At 54.9% G+C, this 22,774-nt stretch carries 15 protein-coding genes and 2 pseudogenes; 11 read left to right on the top strand and 6 right to left on the bottom strand.

The window, feature by feature from the left end; all coding sequences use genetic code 11:
• Nucleotides 1-120: 120 nt before the first annotated feature.
• From bcsG to bcsE, 3 genes are read right to left on the bottom strand one after another with little or no spacing between them, the layout of a single operon-like run.
• Nucleotides 121-1,767, bottom strand: a complete 1,647-nt coding sequence (bcsG, locus tag UC14_RS05990; protein ID WP_013575459.1) for a cellulose biosynthesis protein BcsG — start codon at nt 1,765-1,767, stop codon at nt 121-123.
• Nucleotides 1,764-1,997 (bottom strand): cellulose biosynthesis protein BcsF, encoded by a 234-nt coding sequence (gene bcsF, locus UC14_RS05995; protein WP_013575460.1) that lies wholly within the window; start codon nt 1,995-1,997, stop codon nt 1,764-1,766. Before bcsF ends, bcsG begins: the two co-directional genes overlap by 4 nt.
• 5 nt (nt 1,998-2,002) lie before the next feature.
• Nucleotides 2,003-3,601, bottom strand: coding sequence for a cellulose biosynthesis protein BcsE (gene bcsE, locus UC14_RS06000; RefSeq protein ID WP_112197379.1), 1,599 nt, complete (start codon nt 3,599-3,601; stop codon nt 2,003-2,005).
• Between the two features lie 202 nt (nt 3,602-3,803).
• Between bcsE and bcsR the strand changes: the two genes are divergently transcribed.
• The 5 genes and pseudogenes from bcsR to UC14_RS06025 all read left to right on the top strand — a co-directional run bounded on the left by bcsR (nt 3,804) and on the right by UC14_RS06025 (nt 12,991).
• Nucleotides 3,804-4,004 carry a cellulose biosynthesis protein BcsR gene (bcsR, locus tag UC14_RS06005; RefSeq protein WP_013575462.1) on the top strand — a complete coding sequence of 67 codons (201 nt, stop codon included), beginning with the start codon at nt 3,804-3,806 and terminating at the stop codon, nt 4,002-4,004.
• Between the two features lies 1 nt (nt 4,005).
• Nucleotides 4,006-4,749 (top strand): cellulose biosynthesis protein BcsQ, encoded by a 744-nt coding sequence (gene bcsQ, locus UC14_RS06010; RefSeq protein WP_013575463.1) that lies wholly within the window; start codon nt 4,006-4,008, stop codon nt 4,747-4,749.
• A pseudogene (gene bcsA, locus UC14_RS06015) lies at nt 4,746-7,360 on the top strand (UDP-forming cellulose synthase catalytic subunit). Before bcsQ ends, bcsA begins: the two are co-directional and overlap by 4 nt.
• Entirely contained in the window at nt 7,357-9,696 is a 2,340-nt protein-coding gene (bcsB, locus tag UC14_RS06020; RefSeq protein ID WP_112197380.1) for a cellulose biosynthesis cyclic di-GMP-binding regulatory protein BcsB, read from the top strand. The pseudogene bcsA and the gene bcsB overlap by 4 nt, the downstream one beginning before the upstream one ends.
• A 4-nt stretch (nt 9,697-9,700) precedes the next feature.
• Nucleotides 9,701-12,991, top strand: a complete 3,291-nt coding sequence (locus tag UC14_RS06025; protein ID WP_112197381.1) for a cellulose synthase subunit BcsC-related outer membrane protein — start codon at nt 9,701-9,703, stop codon at nt 12,989-12,991.
• 623 nt (nt 12,992-13,614) lie between these two features.
• Here UC14_RS06025 and hutG read toward each other — a convergent pair.
• The 3 genes from hutG to hutC all read right to left on the bottom strand — a co-directional run bounded on the left by hutG (nt 13,615) and on the right by hutC (nt 16,696).
• A complete protein-coding gene (gene hutG / locus UC14_RS06030) occupies nt 13,615-14,451 on the bottom strand; it encodes an N-formylglutamate deformylase (RefSeq protein ID WP_013575467.1) in 837 nt (278 codons plus the stop codon).
• A complete protein-coding gene (gene hutI, locus UC14_RS06035) occupies nt 14,448-15,707 on the bottom strand; it encodes an imidazolonepropionase (RefSeq protein WP_112197382.1) in 1,260 nt (419 codons plus the stop codon). Before hutI ends, hutG begins: the two co-directional genes overlap by 4 nt.
• Before the next feature lie 170 nt (nt 15,708-15,877).
• Entirely contained in the window at nt 15,878-16,696 is an 819-nt protein-coding gene (gene hutC, locus UC14_RS06040; RefSeq protein ID WP_013575469.1) for a histidine utilization repressor, read from the bottom strand.
• Between the two features lie 249 nt (nt 16,697-16,945).
• Here hutC and UC14_RS06045 point away from each other — a divergent pair, with 249 nt between their 5' ends.
• The 6 genes and pseudogenes from UC14_RS06045 to UC14_RS06070 all read left to right on the top strand — a co-directional run.
• Nucleotides 16,946-18,346, top strand: a complete 1,401-nt coding sequence (locus UC14_RS06045) for a formimidoylglutamate deiminase (protein WP_112197383.1) — start codon at nt 16,946-16,948, stop codon at nt 18,344-18,346.
• The gene (locus UC14_RS06050; protein WP_112197384.1) at nt 18,315-18,896 is read left to right on the top strand and encodes a HutD family protein; all 582 of its coding nucleotides are present in this window, start codon (nt 18,315-18,317) and stop codon (nt 18,894-18,896) included. The genes UC14_RS06045 and UC14_RS06050 overlap by 32 nt, the downstream gene beginning before the upstream one ends.
• 247 nt (nt 18,897-19,143) lie before the next feature.
• On the top strand, nt 19,144-20,124 hold the full coding sequence (locus tag UC14_RS06055) for an ABC transporter substrate-binding protein (RefSeq protein WP_013575472.1): 981 nt from the start codon (nt 19,144-19,146) through the stop codon (nt 20,122-20,124).
• 17 nt (nt 20,125-20,141) lie between these two features.
• Complete coding sequence (locus UC14_RS06060; RefSeq protein WP_013575473.1) at nt 20,142-21,023, top strand: ABC transporter permease; 882 nt, start codon at nt 20,142-20,144, stop codon at nt 21,021-21,023.
• Nucleotides 21,023-21,808: an ABC transporter ATP-binding protein gene (locus UC14_RS06065; protein WP_013575474.1), complete on the top strand. Its 786-nt coding sequence runs from the start codon at nt 21,023-21,025 to the stop codon at nt 21,806-21,808. Before UC14_RS06060 ends, UC14_RS06065 begins: the two co-directional genes overlap by 1 nt.
• A 123-nt stretch (nt 21,809-21,931) precedes the next feature.
• Nucleotides 21,932-22,774: pseudogene (locus UC14_RS06070) on the top strand (aromatic amino acid lyase); the annotation flags it as partial.

A 22,774-nucleotide genomic window follows, 5' to 3' on the forward strand; every position in this document is an offset into this window, starting at 1 on the left:
ATTAAGGTCAAAATCTAAACCTGAGGTTTACTCTTACCCGGTTCTAGCCCTTAAAACCCCCTCCCGTCCTCCCCCTTCGCAGGGGGAGGAGCAAACCAAAACCTTGCTTACCGGTTTCATTCAGCTCGGATACGGCACCCATCCCCCGCCATTCAGGCGAATATAGATTTTCCCCTGATATTCCATCACCACTGAGTTCTCATTTTCAGATACCAGCGGCGTTTGTGGCAGGTTCGAACCGAAGGTTTTCCAGTCCATCGTCGGGCTGGTAAACACTTTGCCATCGACTGCGCGGGCGACCATTTCTGAAATCGCCTGATAGCTGCTCTGGCCGTCAATTTTCATTGGTGATGGCGCGTGCGGTGCCTGCATCCCAAAGAATTTCACCCCGACAGGAATGTGGGTAATGCCCGGACTCGGGATATCACGCAGACCCGAGATTTGCATCTTGTCGCCCACCAGCGCGGCGCCGTGTTCAGGCACCACCACCAGCATCACTTTGCGGCCGGATTTATCCAGCTGATCCATAAAGATATTCAGCTGATTCAGCAGAGTTTGCGCACGGTTATGATAATCAGCGCCCTTATTGCTGCCCACGTAACGGTTGCCGTCATGCAGCGGAATCAGGTTAAAGAAGGTTGCGGTGCGTGCGGTACCGGCTTTCTCCTGATTCTCCAGCCAGCGGGAGAACAGTTGTCCGTCGTTGAAAATCGGTGAGCCATCAAAGGACGTCAGCTCATAACCCAGACCGGCCTGGGACATCAGCGGAACTTTCATGTCAGCATCATCACGCAGGTTACCGATGTAATTACCGAACACACCCGTATGGTCCATTGCCAGCTGAGGCGTGAAGCCCAGACGCGCGAGATCGTCAAACAGATAACACTGCTGACCGGCAGGCTGATACAAATCATGATGCGATGTCTGACCGCAACTGGCGCGCAGCAGACGGATGGATGCCGGGCCGCTGTAGGCTGTGGCTGAATTGAAATTGCTGAACACAAAATCAAAACGCGACCACAGCGGTGAATTCGAAAGATTCACGGCGTCCAGATCTGACCAGGCCAGCGAACAGATGTTGATCACCAGCAGGTCAAACGGCTGTGCATCGGCAGGAAGTGCGTCGGGGAACTTCGTCGCCTTACGCCGTTCGTTTTGGTAGAACTGCTCTAAATAAGCGTTCAGGTTGGCATTGGTTGGCGGGCCGTTCACGGTGTTATCAGTGGCTGATGGCGCAACGGTCACTGGTGTCGTTACGGCATTTTGGGCGATAGCCGGTGGCGGCGAATGTGCGAAAAACGGTGTGATCAGCCCGCTGAGGTTAAGCCACAGCAGCGCAATGACGGTAAACGTGGTCAGCCGGATCCACTGGGATATAAACAGATAACCGACCAGCAAAGCGAAACCGATGGCAATCCACTGCCAGTTGATAAAGCGATCGGCCAGTTCGAGCAGATAACTGAAACTGAAGCCTGCTACGTCCGCCCCCTGATTGACAATTGAACGCCAGCCGGGCAGCCAGGTATCGTGATACAGCAACGCCAGCCCGAAAGGCAGGGCAATCCACTGTCTCCAGCGGTGCAGGCGCAGCGAACGTAACGGGAATAGCAACACGGCGGCAAAGACGACATTGCTCAGGGCATCAAAATTCAGATAACCCTGTGAAAGCAGAACAAATTTGAGTAAAAAATAATAGTTCCAGGCACCGAGGCCGCGCCAGGATTGCCAGATCCGCAAACGCGGCGAAGAAGATTGCGATTCGTTCATAGTGAAGTTTTGGATTTTCCTGTAGCCGCAGAAGTTTCAGGCAAAGTAGCGGAGCGTTTGCGGTTCTTATTGATGCTGCTGATGGTCATGGGGGTTAAATAACGCGGCGACAGAAATCGCGTCGCAAAGCGGTTTTTCCAGCGCGGCAAACGGCTACGCAGGGCATATCCCAGCGGGATAAAAATCACCGCCGCCAGAATAAAGATTTCGATAATATCCTGAATATCCATCTCTTTTACTCCTGCGCCTGAATAACTGGCGTATCGCTCACGGCCAGCGTGATGGGAACGGGCTGATGAACCTGGGCACGTTTTAAAGGTTCAGTTTTATGCGCCACAAAAGGCTGCGCTTCAGACACCGGATTTGCCATCGGCGGCCTGGCGGCCAGACGCAAAACTTCCGTGCGGATATCCAGCTCCTGACTCCAGAACGTCTGGCTGGTGAACACTTCTTTGACCGGCAGATTAAACAGAAACGCCAGTACATTTTCGACGTCGCTGACCTGACAGTTCGACAGGAACAGATACAGATGACGCCCGGTAACGGTCAGAATATCGCCGTCGCGGCGCAGAGAACACAAAGACATCGCCTGCTGCGGGCTGATCCCGGCGGCAGGGCGCAGCGAAATTAAAATGCCCCGGGATTCCGTCGCCAGCGCGGCGTGATTCCAGATATCGTGCATGACTTCGCAGAAAACCGGCAGTGGCAGATAACCCTTATGATGCGTGGGCAGGCGGCTGTCGAGCAGCAGCCCGATATCATCCGGCACATGGCGGGTATAAGTGAGATTTTGCAGGTCATCGAGCAAGGTCAGAAAGTTGGAGAGGCGCGCTGCTTGTGGCACAACCAGATTCGCACCACAGGCCTGGAGCAGACGCTGATCGACATAGCGCAAAGAAGAATTCATTTCGCGCACGACAATTTTTAAACCATTGCCACGCTGCATGCGTAAACGATGAACCTGACGGGCCAGCACTTCGACTTCGTCATTACCGGTGAGGGCGAAAATGACCGTCGCCGATCGCGCATGTGCCGCGCGCTCGCTCAGCGCTTCATTATCATCGAACAGGAACCAGCGTTCTGAAAGTACAGGTGCGCCTTCAAGCACTGAGCGTTCGGCCAGCAGCATCCACTGATCATCGCCGGTTTGTTCGGAAACAGCGGCAGAGGCGTTCTTTTGAATTTCCCAGCCGGTCAGGCGGCGCGTCAGTGGATAAAGCGTATTAGCTTCTGCCCCCAAATTGTCATGCCACCAGGAAACGCCCCACTGGTTCGGTTCAACATCTGTTTTCAAATCCGCAAGACCGCATATATTGCGATGGTATAAATGAAGCTGAGTTTTAACCGCATTAATACCGGCTCCATAGCAGATAATAAGGATTGTTGCACCTTTATTATTGACACATGCGCTCATTTCACTCAGCCAGCGGACCCATTGTTTATCATTTACTGCCTGCCAGGTACTGACCGGAAGTAATAGAATCATTAATGAGGCTGAGTGAGCAGGCAAACGATTAATATCCGCTGCAAGAGAGAGAAATGCTTTCTTCCCATTCGCTAACAGGTAATAAAACGTTTTTTTCTGATATTTTTTTAAATAAGTGAGAAGGATATCATCGTCAGATAGCCTGTTTTCTTGTGCAGTGCAAATTAAATTGTGCTGTGGGAAAAAAACGTTGACCGGAACTTCACCTTGCTGAGCCTCAACCGTTTGTCCGCAAAGATGATAAGCGGCTTCCTGACTTTCGGTGTTAACCCAGTAAAGCCCCTGAGCCTGCATCCGGGCTAATCCATTCCAGAATTGCTTCATGCCCAATGAAAAGGAGAGTGCCATATAGTTAATCTGCTTGTATCGTTTTTGATTAAAAGTCTGCTTGGGACACACTGAGAAATGTGAGTATAATAAATTCTATCATTGCTACATTAAATAATCATAATACTTCACAATAATGTTTGATACTAAAAAGCCCAGACAGGTAAGCGCATTTTGGCTGTCGTGGTATCAGTATTTAGATTGAAGCAGGGAGAAAGAATCGGTGGGAGCCAATATTGTAGACCCGGAGGAATCCGAACCGACGAAAGATGATGATTTCTTTGCACTGAGTCACCTTTTTTCTTTGTCAGAATTAAATTATGTCGATATAGCCCGTAAAGAAAAGATTCCGCAACTAATGTCCCGCTGGCCGCTACTGGCTGAGCTGGCGCAATACGGTGAACGCGGCGCGGAGAAAAAATAATATGGCTGTCATTGCCTTACAGGGAATTCGTGGCGGTACGGGCACCACTTCAGTCACGGCTGCGCTGGCCTGGGGTCTTGCGCAATTAAATGAAAAGGTTCTGGTCATCGACTTTTCACCGGAAAACTTACTGCGATTGCACTTTGGTATGCCTTTCGCTCAGGCTCGCGGATGGCGCTATGCGCACAATACAGGAGAGCCGTGGCAAAACTCCGCACTGCGTTACCACTCTCATCTTGATTTCCTGCCTTACGGGCATGCCACGACCGGCGACGCCAGTCAGCCGGATTTTGACTGGCAAAAGGCGATCACTCAGCTTAAAAATACCGGCGTATATGACTGGATCCTGATCGACTCTCCGGCAGCCGATCCGCTGACCGCGCAAAAAATTGCCGACAGTACGGTAGTGCTTCTCCACGCCGATACCCAGTCACACACCCGTTTACATCAGTATGTGCTGCCAGCCAACGGGCGCTATCTGCTCAATCAGTTCATTCCTTCCAGTCAGTTACAGCAGGATATTTTGCTGTTATGGCAGGAAACTTTACCCGTTTTGATTCCGGTGATTTTACACCGCGACGAAGCCATGGCGGAGTCACTGGCGGCGAAACAACCGGCAGGGGAATGGAATAGTAACAGTAAAATCAGTCGCGAAATTAACACGCTGGCGAACTGGTTCCTGCTGCATTTGCGCCATTCAGGGGATGTGCATAGCCAGACAATGGGGCGGAGTCCGGAAAAATGAACCGCGTGCTCAACCTGTTTCTGGTGCCGCCGGTAGTTTTCGAATTACAAAACCGCTACCGGTACTATCGCGCCAGCCACTCCTCACGGACCGCCGCTGGCGTAATGATTTTCTGCGTGGCGCTTAGCTGGCTGTTTTTGCGTTTTGAATCCCCAGTCTGGCAGCGTGCTAAAGCACAACGCACCCGCTGGTATCCGCAAATTTCGCCGTCGCGCCCGCGTCTGGCCGATCCGCTGCGCTATATCGTGCAAAGCCTGTGGTTGCTGATCATCCTGCCTGCTGAAAGCCGGCGCGGACGTGTGATTCACACCCGCTGGCCACAGCAGTTGCGCAAAAAAGTCCATTTGTGGCTCGAATTATTACCTGAACAGGTCACACACAGTCCGCTGGAAATTAAGGTCACGCGCCGTATCGGCAAAATGAGCCGTCTCGGTAAACGTATTCTGGTCTGGATGACCGCACTGGTGGCGCTCACCCTGGCGATGTTCTGTATTTCTCAGCCTTTTAGTTACATCGCACAGTTCGTCTTCGTGGTGCTGCTGTGGAGCATTGCGATGATTATTCGCCGTATTCCGGGCCGCTTCCCGGCGCTGATGATGATCGTGTTGTCGCTGACCATTTCCTGCCGTTATTTATGGTGGCGCTACACCTCAACGCTGAACTGGGAAGATCCGCTGAGTCTGATTTGCGGCCTGCTTCTGTTAGGTGCCGAAACCTATTCCTGGACGGTGCTGGTGCTGGGCTATATCCAGACCCTCTGGCCGCTCAACCGTAAACCGGTGCCGATGCCTGCGGATGTCTCGACGTGGCCGACGGTGGATCTGCTGATCCCGACGTATAACGAAGATCTCAGCGTCGTGAAACCGACGCTGTACGCCGCGCTGGGTCTCGACTGGCCCCGGGACAAACTGACCATTTATCTGCTTGATGACGGCAACCGGCAGGAATTCGCCGATTTTGCCCATGAAATTGGTGTGAAATACATCGCCCGTGAAACGCGTGAAAATGCCAAAGCGGGCAACATCAATAACGCACTGAAACAGGCGAAAAGCCAGCTTGTGGCGATTTTTGACTGCGACCACGTGCCGACCCGTTCTTTCCTGCAACTGACGGTCGGCTGGTTCTTTAAAGATAAAAAACTCAGCATGTTGCAAACGCCGCATCATTTTTTCTCGCCCGATCCGTTCGAACGTAATCTGGGCCGTATGCGCCGCACGCCAAACGAAGGCGAACTGTTTTACGGACTGGTGCAGGACGGCAACGACCTGTGGGATGCCAGTTTCTTCTGTGGATCCTGCGCCGTATTGCGCCGCGATGTGCTTGATGAAATCGGCGGTATCGCCGTAGAAACGGTCACTGAAGATGCGCACACGTCTCTGCGGATGCACCGCCACGGTTACACGTCGGCGTATATTCGTATTCCTCAGGCGGCGGGGCTGGCGACAGAAAGCCTGTCTGCTCACATCAGCCAGCGGATCCGCTGGGCGCGCGGCATGGTACAGATATTCCGCCTCGACAATCCGATGTTTGGTAAAGGGCTGAAGCTGGCGCAACGGTTGTGTTACACCAACGCCATGTTGCATTTTCTGGCCGGTATTCCGCGCCTGATCTTCCTCACAGCGCCCCTGGCGTTTCTGCTGCTGCATGCTTACATCATTTATGCACCGGCCGTTGCCATCGCACTGTATGTCTTGCCGCACATGATCCATGCCAGCCTGACTAACTCCCGCGTACAGGGCAAATACCGCCATTCGTTCTGGAATGAAATCTACGAAACCGTGCTGGCCTGGTATATCGCCAGGCGACCACCGTGGCGTTGTTTAATCCGCATGCCGGGGCTTTCAACGTCACGGCCAAAGGCGGCCTGAATAAGCACGCTTACGTTGACTGGAAAATCAGCCGCCCGTATCAAATCCTGATGTTGCTCAATCTGGCCGGTTTATTCTTCGGTGCCTACCGCATTGTCTATGGCCGCCCGGATGAAATCCTGACGGTGCTGGTGAGTATGGCGTGGGTGATTTACAACATGATTATTCTGGGCGGGGCGATTGCCGTGGCGTTCGAATCCAAACAGGTGCGTCAGGCACATCGTGTAGAAGCCAGAATGCCCGCGTCACTGTTAAAACCCGACGGACACATTTATGTCTGCACCATTCAGGACTACTCCGACAACGGTGTCGGACTGGAAACCCAGAGCGCAAGCCAGTTTCATGCCGGTGACAACGTCACGTTACTGCTTCACCGTGGACAACAGGAATATACCTTCCCGATGCAGATCAGCCGCGTGTTTGGTGAAAGCATCGGCATGCAGTTACTGCCATTAACCACCCAACAACATATCGATTTCATCCAATGTACGTTTGCCCGGGCCGACAGTTGGGTATTACGCGAAGACAACTTCCCTGAAGACAAACCGATGGAAAGCCTGCGTGAGGTGCTGGGGTTGGGGATCCGTGGCTATCTGCGGATGCTGGACATCGCCCCGCAACGCTACCGTCCGCTGGCGTCCGGAACCCGAACGTTTGGCCGCTGGCTGCTGTCTTTCGCTCCGCGTAATCCGCCGCTTGCCGTTCAGCCTGATGAATACAACCTGATGATGACAAAACAATGAAAAGACTTCCGTTAACCACTTTTATGGCATCTGCCTTGATGACATTGGCGTTGGGTTCTGTGGCTCCGGCCTTCAGTGAACAGACGCCTGCACCGGTTGTACCGGGCAACGCCATGCCTGCGCCTGAAGTGACCCTGCCGATGGTGGCGCCTGCGGTAAACCCGATGATTATTCCGGGTGCGCCGGTGCGCAGCCTGACATTACCTTTTGCCGATGTGGCACCGCGGCCGGGTGCCATCACCTTGCGCGGTATTCAGCCGAACGGACAGATTGAGTTCGGTGTGCGCAGTGACGAAGTCGTGACACAGGCCACACTGAATCTCGAGTTCACGCCGTCGCCATCGCTGATCCCGGTTCAGTCGCATCTTAAGGTGTATCTCAACGACCAGCTGATGGGCGTTGAAGTGATTGATAAAGACCAGCTCGGCAAGAAAAATCACCTGCAGATGACCATTGACCCGCGCTATGTCACCGACTTCAACCGCATCCGTCTGGAGTTTATTGGTCACTACCAGAACGTCTGTGAAAACCCGGCGAACACCACCCTGTGGCTGGAAATCGGCAAGGGCAGTTCGCTTAGCCTGCAATATCAGAAACTGCCGCTGAGCAACGATCTGGCACATTTCCCGGTACCGTTCTTTGATGCGCGCGACAGTCGTCCGCTGAGCCTGCCGATGGTCTTTGCCACGTCTCCGGATGCCGGCCAGCAACAGGCAGCGGCAATTCTGGCCTCCTGGTTCGGCACCAAAGCCCAGTGGCGCGGGCAATCCTTCCCGACGTTGTATAACCAGTTGCCGGACAGCCACGCCGTGGTGTTTGCAACCAATGGCAAACGCCCTGATTTCCTCAAAGAATTGCCGCCGGTGAAAGGGCCGGTGGTGCAGATGATCAGCCGCCCGGATAATCCGTACATCAAAATGCTGCTGATCCTCGGTCGTGATGATCAGGACTTACTGACGGCAGTAAAAGGCATTGCGCAGGGGAATATCCTGTTTCGTGGCGAAACGATCGGCGTCGATAAAGTGGACAGGATCCAGCCACGCCAGCCGTATGACGCGCCAAACTGGGTGCGTACCGATCGCCCGATGAATTTTGGCGAACTGAAACAGTATGCGGAACAGTTACAGTCTGACGGCATCCAGCCGAATCCGATCACGCTCAACATTAATCTGCCGCCGGATCTGTTCCTGATTAACAGCTCCGGTATCGATATGCGGCTGAAGTACCGTTATACCTCGCCACAGCTGAAAAACACTTCTCGCCTGAGCATCAGCCTGAATAACCAGTTTGTGCAGGATCTGACCCTGAAAACCGGACACGATGAAGATTCACAATTACTGCATCTGTCCCTGTTACAGGGGCTGCTGGATGGCAGCAAAGACCTGAATATTCCCGCGCTGAAACTGGGTGCGGTTAACCAGATGCGCTTCGATTTTGACTACACCTCGCTGCTGGCGAGCGGCACCGAAGGGCGCTGTGAAACCTATAACACCGTGCCAAATCATGTGGTGATAGATGACAGCTCCACTATCGACTTCTCCGGTTACCGCCATTTCATGGCGATGCCTGACTTGCGCGCCTTCGCCAACGCCGGTTTCCCGTTCAGCCGCCTGGCGGATTTATCCCAGACGCTGCTTGTGGTTCAGCCGCAACCGCAACCGGTTCAGTTAACTACGCTGCTTGATACGATGGGCAATATTGGCGCACTCACCGGTTATCCGGCGCTTGGCGTGGGGCTGACCGAAGATGCGGCAAAAGCAAAATCCACCGACGCCGATCTGCTGGTGATCGGCAATCTGCCTGCGGATTTGCGTGACGACAGCATGCGCGATGAGAAAAAGGCCAGCTTACTGATCGAGGCAGCGCGCGATGCGGTGAATACGCCAGTCCGCCAGACGTCGTTACCGGATAACACGGCACCGGCCAGCGATGCGCGGGTGGATGCCAGCGCGCAAATCAGTGCGCAAGGCCCGATTGCGGCGGTTGTCGGGTTACAGTCGCCGTACTTTGATCAGCGCAGCGTGGTCGCGCTGATGGCAAACGGTCAGCAGGGCTTCGAAATGCTGAACAAGTCGATGCAGGATAGCAAACAGAGGGCGCAGGTCTTTGGCTCGGTGGCGGTGGTGCGTGATTCCGGCGTCAGCAGTCTGAAAGTCGGTGATACCTATTATGCTGGCCATTTGCCGTGGTGGGAGCGGGTATGGAACGCCCTGGCGAACCATCCGGTATTGCTGGCGGTTATGGCGGTGATCGTGGTGATTCTGGCAGCAATCCTGTTGTGGACCGGTTTGCGTTCTCTGGCCCGTCGTCGTCTGTCTGATGATGACCAGGAATAAGTCCGTGAACACACAGCGCACAAACCTGTTTTTGCGCGGCAGACTGGCCCTGACGATCGGGCTGGCCTTGCTGGCTGCGCCTGCGGTTGCAGCCCCCGTTGTTTCACCGGAACAATGGTTACTGGAACAGGTGCGGGTCGGTGAAGCCAGTCATCAGGACGATCTGGTGCGTCAGTCCCTGTTTCGCCTGGAATTAATGGATCCGCAAAACCCGAAAGTCATGTCCGCCCGTTTACGTTTGCTTCTCCGCGAAGGCGATCAGGCCAAGGCACAGCAGCAACTGGAAAAAATTAAACAGGTTTCGCCTGGTTCGGATGAATACCGGCAGGCGCAGCTGAGCCTGAAAATCGCCTCCCCGGAAATGCAGCAAAAACTCCAGCAGACGCGGTTACTGGCAACGGCAGGGCGGCTCGATGAAGCCAAAGCGCAATATGATGAGTTGTTTGGTGGCCAGCCGCCAACGCTGGATCTGGCAGTAGAATACTGGCAACTTATTGCGCGGCTGCCGGGGCAAAAAGCCCGTGCGCAGGCACAGCTTCAGGCGCTGAATAATCAGTATCCGGGTGATGTGCAGTTACGTCTGCAACTGGCGCAGATGGCGTTTGACGAAGGGGATAACGCCAAAGCTGTCGGGCTGATTAAGCAAATCGCCGCCACCAATGAAGGGCGTTCTCCGGCCGCTGATTTATGGCTGCAGAAGATTAAAGACCAGCCTGTGGGCAACCCGAGCGTCGATGCCTTGCAACAGTTTATCGCCACGTTCGACACCGGTCCGCAGGTGATTGCCGCGCAGCAGGAGCTTCAGCGCCAGCAGGCGTTACTGGCCGATCCGCGTTATCAGGCGCGACTCCGTGGTCTGGCGCAGATTAATAATGGTGGCTCCACCGGCGCGATTGCACCGCTGAAGCAGGCATTGCAGGCGCAACCTGACGATGCTGAAGTCCTCGGTGCGATGGGGCTGGCTTATTCCCGCGCCGGTAACCGCCAGCAGGCGCTGACTTTGTTTCAGCGGGCGAAAGCCGCCGAAACAGATGGCTATAACGCGGGTAAATGGAACAGCCTGATCCGGTCCAACAGCTACTGGCTGAAAATCGAACAGGGCGATAAGGCATTGAAAACCGGGCTGCTTGATCAGGCCGAAGCGGCTTACAACCAGGCGCAACGTCTGGACTCCCGCGACCCGTGGGCGCAGATCGGGCTTGGGGATGTGGCGGTTGAGCGTAAAAATGACACGCAGGCGGAGCAGGCTTACCGCCGCGCACTGAAGCTGGAGCGCGATAACAGTAGCGCCCAGCGCGGGCTGGCGAATATCTATCAGCGTCAGTCACCGCAAAAAGCGCTGGATTACATTAATTCATTGCCTGGTGCATCGCAGGCGAAACTCAGCGATAAACAGCGTGGACTGCAAAGTGACGTTGTCACTGCGCAGGCGCAAAAATATGCCGCCGAACACAACTGGAATCAGGCTGCGAACCGCTATGGCGAGGTACTGAAACTCAATCCGGACGATGTCTGGACGACCTACCATTATGCCAGTGCCCTGCGTGAGGCGGGTGAAACGGCGCAGGCGGATGCGGCTTTTGCACAGCTTGCGGCGAAGCGCCCGGTGGATCCGCAACAGGTTTACGCTTATGCGTTGTATCTGTCCGGTTCCGATCGTGACGACGCCGCACTGCGCCATCTCAATACCTTGCCGCAGGCGAAATGGGACGACAACATGCGCGAAATGGCGCAGCGCATTCAGCTCGGTAAAACCCTGACCGCCATTGATACTTCCCTTGCTGCCGGTAATACCTCGCAGGCGAAACAGCAGTTGCAGCAGGCTGATCTGCATGAACTCAGCCTGAATCAGCAACGACAGGTCGCCATGGCCTGGCGTGATGTCGGTGAAACCACCAAAGCGGCGGCGCTGTTACAACCCTTGAAAACGGCTGCGCGTTCGCAGCCGGACGGACAAGACAAGGCGCTGATTTATCGCAACGCAGCCAACCTTGAGCAGCAACTCGGACAGCCACAAACGGCGCGTCAGGATTACGCACAGGCGATGGTCGCCAGCGGCATCACCGGTCAAGTCCCAGAAGATAACGACAGCTATACGCGCCTGACCCGCAACAATGCCACGGATGACTGGCTGAAACGCGGTATCCGTTCAGACGCGCATGATCTGTACCGGCAGCAGGATGTGAATTTCACGCTGGACACCGATTCGTGGACATCAAGCGGCACGCCGGGGAAATCTGATCTCACGGCCAACACCACCATGTTGCAGGCGGATATGCCGGTTTATCAGGGGCGCGGATTCCTGCGGGCCGACTGGGTGCGGATGGATGCCGGAACCTTTGATAACGAAGACGGTAATTACGAAGCCAGTTTCGGGACCTGTAGCGATCAAAACTGCCGCCGTTACCGCAGCCAGAACGCCAATGGCGTCAGCCTTGGCGCAGGATGGGAAAATGACAAGTGGAAAGGCGATTTAGGCACCACGCCACTGGGTTTCCCGGTTGTAGACTGGGTCGGCGGGCTGGCTTACAGCGGTGACTGGGGCGATATCGGCTGGACGACCACGGTGTCGCGCCGTCCGGTTTCCAGTTCGTTACTTTCTTTCGCGGGCGCAAAAGATCCGGGTACCGGCACCACCTGGGGCGGCGTTCGCGCGACCGGTGCCAGCCTGGGATTAAGTTACGATCAGGGGCAGGCTAACGGCGTGTGGGCTGATCTCAGCGCGCATCAGCTGACCGGTGAAAATGTCGAAGACAACACCCGCGAACGCCTGATGGGGGGCTATTACTACAAAGTCATTAACGAAGATAACCGCCGCGCGACGGTGGGGCTCAGCTCCATGCTCTGGCATTACCAGAAAGATCTCAGCGGTTACACGCTGGGACAGGGCGGTTACTACAGCCCGCAGCAATACTTCTCACTCTCCGTACCGGTCAGTTATCGCCAGCGCACGGAGAACTGGTCATGGCAGCTTGGCGGTTCGGTCTCCTGGTCGCGCTCCTCAACCAGCGATCAGAAACGCTATCCGATCCAGAATCTGATCCCGGATTCATTACCGGATAAAAATGCTATCGAAACCGGCAGCAGTGGATCCGGTTTTGGCTATACATTGCAGGCACTGCTCGAACGGCGCGTCAGTTCTCACTGGACCGTCGGCGGGGGGATTGATATTCAGCAGGCGAAGGATTACACGCCAAGCCACTTTCTGCTCTACGCGAGATATTCGATGAGCGGCTGGCAAGGGGATCTGGATATGCCGCCGGAACCGTTAGTGCCGTATGCGGACTTTAAATAATGCCAGACCGGGCATTAGGGCGGTTTTTCGCTTGCAGCGAGGGCTTGATCGAGACAATTTCGGTTTATTAATAACGGCTATCACTCTGCTTTGATCGCCGAAACCGACCAAAAGGGGCCATGACGGGCCCCTCTTGGATCTCCCACGTCTTAAACTGCGCGCTATCGCGGGCACGACGGACATGTTCATTAGCAACAGTGAGTGGCGTAAAATGTCATCGCTGCGCGATTCCCGAGTTTCAGGTTTCGAGCCTCGGGTCTCGAACCATTCACTCGGTGCCATTTTTGAGCACGCCAATCAACTTATTAAAAAGACGAAAAACAGGCTGTCTTTGAATTTAAGATCGTGCGGGCGTTTCAGAAAGCTTGCTGAATGAGAGGTTGCAGACCTGAGGCTGCAATCCCGAAATGAAGGCACCGCGTAGCGGCAAGATTTCCAGCCTGTCACTGTGATACCTGAAACATGATTTACTAGCGATAGCGCGCAGTGAAAAAGCGCGGAGTCCAGAGGCCCGCGCGTTACCGGGTCTCTGGTCGGTGTGGGCCGACGCCCACGGTCTTGACCTTAAGCCTAGTCTGGGTGGCAACCCAGGTTTTACCCTTAGCGGCCAGCGAAAAGCGAAATTAAACAGCGCTTTGTTTATACCTGTCCGTCCCCCATCTCACCATTCCTTCCAGCAACTGTTTCAATAACACCTGCAATTCAGCCGCCTTATCAGGCGAGTAAGCAAATGGCTCCATCTCCTCCATGTAATTCACCTGCGCCAGCTCAAGCTGAACAGCGTGAATATCCACATCAGGCTGGCCGTAAGCCCTCGTGATATATCCACCCTTAAAACGGCCATTAAGCACATGGCTGAAGCGGGTTTGTTGCTGGCAGGTTCTCTCAAGGATTTCACTCAGCGCCGGTGAACAGCTTGCGCCGCTGTTGGTGCCGAGGTTGAGATCCGGTAACTGGCCGTCGAAAAGACGCGGGATCACCGATGCAATGGAATGCGCATCAAACAGCAGTGCATAACCGAATTCCTGTTTCATGCGCGCCAGTTCTGACTGGATTTTCTGGTGATACGGTTGCCAGATTTGATCCAAATATTGCTGGCGTTGGGTATTTGTCGGCGTCATGCCTGGTTTGAAGGTCGCGCGACCATCAAATAACGTCTCGGGATACAAACCCGTGGTGGCAGTGGTATACAGCGGTTTATCGTCGGAAGGCCGGTTGAGATCGATAACGAACCGTGAATACTGGCCGACCAGAATGCTGGCACCCAGTGAGCGCGCAAAATCGTACAGTTGCGGGATATGCCAGTCGGTATCGGAAAGCGGCAGGGCGGCTTCGCTCAGACTGCTGGCGACTTCTGGCGTCAGATGTGTACCTGCGTGAGGGATACTGATCAGTAACGGCGCTGTCCCCTGGATAAAATGGTACGGTTCAGCGATAACATTGGCAGTTGAAAGGCTCATGAACGGAACTCTCCTCGTACTTCTCCACGAAAAACAACAGTGCAGGGCAACTGACCGCCCAGCCAGTAAACCAGCCCGGCAGGACGCGACAGTGGCCAGTGTATAAAGTCAGCGACTTTGCCCGCTTCCAGCGTGCCGTGCGTGTCCTGTAAACCCAGCGCACGTGCACCATGGCAGGTGATCCCGGCCAGCGCTTCTTCAGGCGTCAGGCGGAACAAGGTACATCCCATGTTCAGCATCAGACGCAATGAAAGCGCAGGCGATGTGCCCGGATTGGCATCACTGGCCAGCGCCATCGGCACCCGATGTTTGCGGAACTCATCCACCGGCGGGCATTGTGTTTCGCGCAGCAAATAATAGGCCCCCGGCAGTAATACGGCGACGGTGCCGCTGGCGGCCATTGCCTGAGCATCTTCTGCTGTGGCGTATTCCAGATGGTCGGCTGACAGCGCATGATGTCGTGCAGCCAGGGCGCTACCATGCAGGGAAGACAGTTGTTCGGCGTGTAATTTAACCGGTAAACCTAAGGTTTTTGCGGCATTAAAAACCCGTTCAACCTGTGCCGGTGAGAACGCCAGATGTTCACAAAAGGCATCGACGGCGTCGGCCAGATTTTCACTGGCAACCACCGGCAATAATGTGTCGCAGATGAGGTCAATATAGTCATCAGCGCGTCCTTTGAATTCCGGCGGCAGGGCATGAGCGGCAAGGCAGGTGGATTTCACCTCGACTGGCAGCATGACACCTAACCGGCGGATCACCCGCAGCATCTTCAGCTCGCTCTCTACACTCAGCCCGTAACCCGATTTAATCTCAACACAGGTTACGCCTTCGGCCAGCAAGGGTTGTAAGCGGAACAACGCCTGAGCCAGAAGTTCATCTTCGGTGGCCTCGCGCGTGGCATTGACGGTGGAAAGAATTCCCCCACCGGCTGCGGCGATTTCTGCGTAGCTGACGCCGTTCAGCCGCTGTTCAAATTCTGCGCTGCGGTCGCCGCCAAATACCAGATGCGTATGGCAGTCAACAAAGCCCGGCGTGATGATCCCACCGCTGAATTCATGCTGTGTGGCGCCTGCGAAAACCGGACAATCTGCGGCAGGGCCGGTCCAGACGATTTTCCCGCCTGCGACAGCAATCGCCCCGTTTTCAATCAGGTTGTAATGGCCGTCCTGCATGGTGACCAGCGTGGCACCGCGCCATACGCTGTCACAACGGGAAGGGGGTTCGGAAAAAGAAGGGGATATCGCTACCGGCATGACAGGCTCCAGGCTGAATTCATCTTGTATAGACAACTAAAGTCAACCTAACGCATAACCGTTAAACCGGCAAGGCACCCGGCGATAGTTTTTTCTTATTACGAGACGTCTTCCAAAATTTGAACGAAGAGATAGCGGCCGTACAAAGCCGCCATTAAGGTGTGCCGGAATCAGCCGTGGCTGGTGAAACGTCCAAATAATTGATAGCGGGAACCCGGGTAAATCAGGCGCGCGGAAGTCACTACGCGGCTGCCGCTCCAGGTCCGGCGGTGGATCAGGAGACAAGGCTCATGTTCATTCAGTTGCAACAGCTCGCGTTGCTCATCGCTGGCGCTGATGGCTTCAACGCGATGTTCACCCGCCGTCAGCGGCGCGATTTCCATCAGGTACGTATAGGGCGTCTGCTTGTTCAGCACCTGTTGCAGATAATCGGGTGCGGTTTCCGGGTTCACAAAACGGTCTTCAATCTGCACCGCGACGTTGTTTTCGTAATGAACAATTTGCGAATAAAACATCATCGTGCCAGTGGCGATACCCAGTTGCAGCGCCTGATCGGCATCCGCCAGCCGCGCTTCACACACCAGAATCTTGCTGTCATGGCGATGACCGCGCTGGGCAATTTCATCGGCAATGTTGTGCACTTCCAGCATCGGCGTGTAGGCCTTGGCTTCGGCCACAAACGTGCCGACACCCTGCATGCGGATCAAAAAACCTTCGCTGGTCAGTTCACGCAAAGCACGGTTGATGGTCATACGGCTGACGCCAATTTCATTGACCAGCTCACTTTCAGAAGGTACCCGCTGATGCGGTTTCCAGACGCCGGCGCGGATCTGGCTGATGATCGCCTGTTTCACCCGCTGATAAATCGGTGCGGGTGTATCGCTCATCGCGGCCGCCAGTTCGGACAATGTCTGCTGCGACACGCCCTGTTGTTGTGTGACCTGATGTGGCGCGGCACCATTTTGAGAAAGTGGTGTGGGCTCCGACATGTCTCTTACCTCACTCAATGAAATTCCAGAAATATTGGGAAAGCTTGCCTGTTCGCCCGGCATTTTCCATCAGTGGAAAGTAAACGGAAAGGGCGTGACGGAAAACTAAATTTATAAAAAAAGGGTTGTTGCAAGTTTACAGCGCAATCAGGCATATGTATATGTATAGACAAGTCGGTTAAAAGTTTTGCAATTGTTTCCGTAAAATTGCATTTATGTTTCTTCTTACTGTTCAGGAATGATGCTGTTATGCCTGCTTATTTTGCTTCACGCGCCTTACTTTCAGATGGCTGGGCGCATAACGTGCGGCTGGACGTCGATGCAGCCGGAATGCTGACTGCGGTGACCCCGGACAACGATGCGCAGGGGTGTCTTCCCCTTTCCGGTCCGGTGGTTCCGGGCATGCCGAACCTCCATTCGCACGCCTTTCAGCGGGTGATGGCCGGTCTGGCGGAAGTCGCCGGTGATCCGCAGGACAGCTTCTGGACCTGGCGTGACCTGATGTATCGTATGGTGCAGCGCCTCACACCTGAGCAGGTGGGTGTCATTGCCCGTCAGTTGTATATCGAAATGCTCAAAGGGGGTTACACGCAGGTGGCTGAATTCCACTATCTGCATAACGACATCAGCGGTCAGACTTATGCCGACCACGGTGAAATGACTGCCCATCTGAGTGAAGCCGCGTCACAAACCGGCATCGGACTGACCATGCTGCCGGTGCTTTACAGTTACGCCGGATTTGGCGCGCAACCGGCACAGGCCGGACAGAAACGGTTTATTCAGGATACGGGCAGTTACCTCAAACAACAGGAAATTATCCGCAAACAACTCAGCGGTAAAAGCCTGCAAAATCAGGGATTGTGCTTCCATTCCCTGCGCGCAGTCACGCTGGAACAAATGCAGCAGGTGTTGCAGTCCGCAGATAAAAACCTGCCGGTGCATATTCATATCGCCGAGCAACAGAAAGAAGTGAACGATTGTCTGGGCTGGAGCGGGCAGCGCCCGATTTCCTGGCTGTATGACAATCTGGATATTGATTCCCGCTGGTGTCTGATCCACGCCACGCACGCTGACCGTTTCGAGCTGGCGAGCATGGCAAACAGCGGGGCGGTCGCGGGGTTGTGTCTGACCACCGAGGCTAATCTGGGCGATGGCATTTTCCCCGGCGTCGATTATCTGGCGCAGTCAGGTCGATGGGGGATCGGTTCCGACAGCCATGTCTCCCTGAACGTGGTTGAAGAACTGCGCTGGTTTGAATACGGGCAACGCCTGCGTGACCAGCGACGTAACCGGCTGACGACCTCTGCGCAAAATTCTGTAGGCGATGTGCTGTATACGCAGGCATTACAGGGCGGTGCACAGGCTTGCGGCGCGGCTATCGGGCAGCTTTCTGCGGGTTATCGTGCCGACTGGCTGGTGCTCGACGGGCAGGACCCCTATCTTGCCGCCGCAAAAAACAGTGAACTGCTCAACCGCTGGCTGTTCGCCGGTAATACCGGGCAGATCCGTGATGTGTATGTCGGCGGTATTGCGCGCATTGTGAACGGCCAGCATGAACAACAACAGGCTGCGGCGGCGGATTTCCTCGCGCTTCTCCGTCAGCTGGCGGGGACGTTGCATGATTGCCTGGCAACATTTCACCTTCGATGACCTGCCGGTCAGCCCGTGGCGTAACGGCGGTGGCGAAACCCGCGAAATCTTCAGTTTCCCTGCCGGTGGCCATGATTTTGACTGGCGCGCCAGTATTGCCACCATCGCACAGGATGGCCCGTTCTCGGCATTTCCCGGTATTGACCGTTCCATCACCTTGCTGAGCGGGGAAGGTGTGCATTTGCAGGCACAGCCTGATGTCGATCACTTACTCGTTGTCGCTGGTGAGCCTTTTGCCTTCAGCGGTGATACTGCGCTCCATGCCCGCCTGATGGGAGGAGTGACAACTGATTTTAACATCATGACGCGACGTACTGAATGTGCCGCACGGGTGATTGCCGCACGCGAGCACCTGACGGTGACGCGGGAAAAAGGTGGCGTGATTTATGTCATCAGCGGGATGTGGCAACTGGCGGATGGCCCGCTGCTGAGGGCGGGCGAGGGATATTACTGGTCTGAGACAGCGGCACAATCGCAACAGGGTTCCGTGAGTCTGACCCCAGTTGCTCAGCAACAGAGATGCCTGCTGTTGTGGGCGGCGATCACCTGATAAATACCTTACAGGATTGCGCTAAAAGGGAGCATGGCGCGCACCTAATTGATTCATCAGCCCGCGCAAAACGTCCCATAACCGGCGCTGAATGTTGTAAAAGTGCATGTGCAGAAACTGGCATAAAGCTTGCTTAAATATTGTCGACTGACTTGTATAGACAAGAATATACAGTAGCGTAATTTGCCTGTGGCTTTCACTGCCACAGGCATTTCCCCCGAGACAGATACTTTGGCAGGAGTGGCAGATGAGCAACATGATTTCCAGGGCTGTACTGAAGCGTTCGTTGTCTTTGTTAGGGCTGGCAGTGGCGCTGGGTAGTGTGACAGTCAGCGTGGCGCAAGCGGCGAACACGCCGGTTGCTATTGGTATTTCTGGCTGGACCGGTTTCGCACCACTGACCCTGGCAGACAAAGCGGGCATCTTTAAAAAGAACGGTCTGGATGTCACGCTGAAAATGGTGCCGCAGCAGTCGCGTCATCTGGCCATCGCTTCCGGTTCCCTGCAATGTGCGGCGACCACCGTGGAAACCTATTTAACCTGGAACGCCAGCGGGGTGCCGATCAAACAAATCGTACAGCTGGATAAATCTTACGGCGCAGATGGTATCGCGGTGCGTAGCGGTATCAACAAGATTACCGATCTGAAAGGCAAAACCATCAGCGTGGATGCACCGGGTACGTCTTCTTACTTCCTGCTGGCGTGGATCCTCGATAAAAACGGCATGACGATGAAAGACGTCAAACTCGCCACGCTCGGGCCGGATGCCGCTGCGCATGCCTTTATTGCCGGACAGAATGATGCGGCAGTGACCTATGAACCCTATCTTTCCAACATCCGCCAGAGCCCGGATAAAGGGAAGATTCTGGCAACCACGCTGGAATATCCGATGGTGATGGACACGCTGGGCTGTACGCCAGACTGGCTGGATAAAAATCCTAAAGCCGCTCAGGCGCTGGTGAACAGCTACTTTGAAGCGCTGGATATGATCAGGAAAGAACCGGAGAAATCCAACGAGATCATGGGCGCAGCAGTGAAAGAGACCGGCAAACAGTTTGCAGAAGAATCCAGTTATCTGCGCTGGCAGGATCGTGAGGCCAATCAGAAATTCTTCAGCGGTGAAATTGTGACCTTCACTAACGAAGCGGCGCGCCTGCTGACTGAGATGAAAATTCTGCGTAAAACGCCGGATATCAATACGTTATATGACGCGAAGTACGTGAAATAGCCATGAAGGACCGCGATATGAACAGCCCTGTCAGCCAGACAGCAGAACAACATATGACTTCGCAGTCAGCCTTACGCGAGCCGGCACCGTTGCCGGCAAGCAAAAAAGTCTGGCATAACCCGATGATGGTGCCTTTGCGTCCGGTCGCGTCGCGGCGTCGCTGGTTTCTCGGGTTCTGTTTCTTTGTGCTGTTTTTTGCTGTGTGGGCGCTGGTGACGTTTACCGGCCTTGTTTCCCCGACATTCCTCGCCAGCCCGGCGAGCATGTTGCAGGAAGGGATTTTACTCTTTACCGATTTTGATTTTACGACTGATATAGGCATGACGGTGATGCGCGTGCTGGGCGGCTTTATTCTGGCCTGCGCCATTGCCGTTCCGCTCGGCATCCTCATGGGGTCTTACAAACTGATCGAAGCTTTTTTCGAACCGTTTGTGTCCTTTTGCCGGTATCTGCCTGCGTCAGCGTTTGTGCCGTTGCTGATCCTGTGGGCGGGTATTGGTGAAATGCAGAAAGTTCTGGTGATTTTCATCGGCTCTTTCTTCCAGATCACCCTGATGGTGGCGGTAACCGTGGGGGCAGCGCGGCGTGACCTGGTGGAAGCCGCGTATACGCTGGGTGCCACCAACCAGAGTGTGGTGCGCAGGGTGATCATTCCCGGTGCGGCACCGGAAATTGCTGAGTTGCTGCGCCTTGTGCTCGGCTGGGCATGGACTTATGTCATTGTGGCGGAGCTTATCGGATCCTCGAGCGGTATCGGACACATGATTGTTAACAGTCAGGCACTGCTCAATACCGGGCAAATGATCTTCGGCATTATTGTGATTGGTTGCATTGGTTTGCTCTCCGATCTGTTGTTCAAAGCGGCCAACCGTCGGCTGTTTGTATGGAGTTCATTGTGATGAGCCATCCGAAACTGAGTGTCCGTCAGGTTGAACGTATTTTTACCGGCCCGAAGGGCGAGAAAACGCAGGCGCTGTTGCCGGTGGATTATCGGGTTGATGAAAACGACTTCATCACCATTCTCGGGCCTTCCGGCTGTGGTAAATCCACGCTGCTGCGCATTGTCGCCGGGCTGGATCAGCCAACGCGTGGCGAAGTGTGGCTCGATGGAGAACAGGTGGACGGCCCTGGTGCCGATCGCGGCATGGTCTTTCAGAGTTATACCTTGTTTCCGTGGCTGACCGTTGAACAGAACATCCGTTTCGGTTTGCAGGAGCGTGGCGTGAGTAAGGCAGCGCAAAAAGAGCGCAGCGACTACTTTATTAATAAGGTCGGGCTGCGGGGTTTTGAGCAGCACTTCCCGCGTCAACTTTCCGGCGGGATGCAGCAACGCACCGCCATCGCCCGCGCACTGGCGAATGACCCGAAAATTTTGCTGATGGATGAGCCTTTTGGCGCCCTGGATAATCAGACCCGCGTGATGATGCAGGAACTGCTGTTATCGATTTGGGAATCCTCGCGCAAAACCGTGTTGTTCGTGACACATGATATCGACGAAGCGATTTTCATGGCTAATAAGGTGGCGATTTTCAGTGCCCGGCCGGGGCGGATCAAAACCGAAGTGGCGGTTAATTTCCCGCATCCGCGGGACTACACCCTGAAAACGTCGCCGGAATTTATGGCGCTGAAAGCGCGGGTTACCGAAGAAATTCGTACCGAAACGATGCAGGCAATGGATCACTGATTTCAACGCCCCGCATCTGTACAGAATAGATTGTAGATTCGTTATGTAATGCGTAAATACCCGGCGGGCTGCGTCCTTAGCCGGGTTTACTTCCGGTTTCACTTGTCTATACAGGAATAGATTATGGCTTCTTCATCCAATGCGTTAACCCTTTGCCGCCTGCAACCAGGTCATGTTGATCTGCCGATGCTGCGCAAGATTTATCAGGGCAATGTCCGCCTTGAACTGGCTGAGGAGGCGCGCGCAGGCGTGCTGGCGTCGCAGGAAACGGTCACCCGCATTGTTGAGTCGGGGAAAGTGGTCTACGGCATCAATACCGGTTTCGGCAAGCTGGCACAGACGCGTATTCCGGCGGCGCGTCTGGCGGAACTGCAACGCAATCTGGTGTTGTCGCACAGCGTCGGCATCGGCAAGGATCTGGCGGATAACGTGGTGCGTCTGGTGATGGCGACCAAAGTGCTGAGCCTGTCTCGCGGCCATTCCGGCATCCGCATTGAGGTGATCGATGCACTGATTACCTTGTTCAATGCCGGTGTTTATCCGTGTATTCCTGAGAAAGGCTCCGTGGGAGCATCCGGTGACTTAGCGCCGCTGGCGCATCTCTCCCTGATGCTGATTGGTGAGGGGCAGGTCACGGTGCAAGGCGAAAAAATGTCGGCGACTGAAGGTCTGGCGACGGCAGGCCTGAAGCCATTTGAACTTGGGCCGAAAGAAGGGCTGGCCCTGCTTAACGGCACACAGGTTTCCACCTCGCTGGCGTTGTCCGGTCTGTTTGAAGCCGAACGCGTATTTTCTGCCGGACTGGTGGCGGGCGCATTGTCGCTGGAAGCCATCAAAGGTTCCGTAAAACCGCTGGATGCACGCATTCATGAAGCCCGCGGCCAGCAGGGTCAGATTGGGGTGGCGGCGGCACTGGAGCGAGATCCTGTCCGGGAGTGACATTGTCACGTCGTCATGCAGATTGCG

Origin of the sequence: Rahnella sp. NRRL B-41462 (assembly GCF_003263525.1) — a bacterium.
Lineage (GTDB): Bacteria > Pseudomonadota > Gammaproteobacteria > Enterobacterales > Enterobacteriaceae > Rahnella > Rahnella aceris.

Excerpts from the sequence above, each read along its gene's own strand:
- bcsG (WP_013575459.1), bottom strand. The coding sequence starts at position 1,767 with ATGAACGAATCGCAATCTTCTTCGCCGCGTTTGCGGATCTGGCAATCC.
- bcsF (WP_013575460.1), bottom strand. The coding sequence starts at position 1,997 with ATGGATATTCAGGATATTATCGAAATCTTTATTCTGGCGGCGGTGATT.
- bcsE (WP_112197379.1), bottom strand. The coding sequence starts at position 3,601 with ATGGCACTCTCCTTTTCATTGGGCATGAAGCAATTCTGGAATGGATTA.
- bcsQ (WP_013575463.1), top strand. The coding sequence starts at position 4,006 with ATGGCTGTCATTGCCTTACAGGGAATTCGTGGCGGTACGGGCACCACT.
- bcsB (WP_112197380.1), top strand. The coding sequence starts at position 7,357 with ATGAAAAGACTTCCGTTAACCACTTTTATGGCATCTGCCTTGATGACA.
- hutG (WP_013575467.1), bottom strand. The coding sequence starts at position 14,451 with ATGAGCCTTTCAACTGCCAATGTTATCGCTGAACCGTACCATTTTATC.
- hutI (WP_112197382.1), bottom strand. The coding sequence starts at position 15,707 with ATGCCGGTAGCGATATCCCCTTCTTTTTCCGAACCCCCTTCCCGTTGT.
- hutC (WP_013575469.1), bottom strand. The coding sequence starts at position 16,696 with ATGTCGGAGCCCACACCACTTTCTCAAAATGGTGCCGCGCCACATCAG.
- UC14_RS06045 (WP_112197383.1), top strand. The coding sequence starts at position 16,946 with ATGCCTGCTTATTTTGCTTCACGCGCCTTACTTTCAGATGGCTGGGCG.
- UC14_RS06050 (WP_112197384.1), top strand. The coding sequence starts at position 18,315 with ATGATTGCCTGGCAACATTTCACCTTCGATGACCTGCCGGTCAGCCCG.
- UC14_RS06055 (WP_013575472.1), top strand. The coding sequence starts at position 19,144 with ATGAGCAACATGATTTCCAGGGCTGTACTGAAGCGTTCGTTGTCTTTG.
- UC14_RS06060 (WP_013575473.1), top strand. The coding sequence starts at position 20,142 with ATGAACAGCCCTGTCAGCCAGACAGCAGAACAACATATGACTTCGCAG.
- UC14_RS06065 (WP_013575474.1), top strand. The coding sequence starts at position 21,023 with ATGAGCCATCCGAAACTGAGTGTCCGTCAGGTTGAACGTATTTTTACC.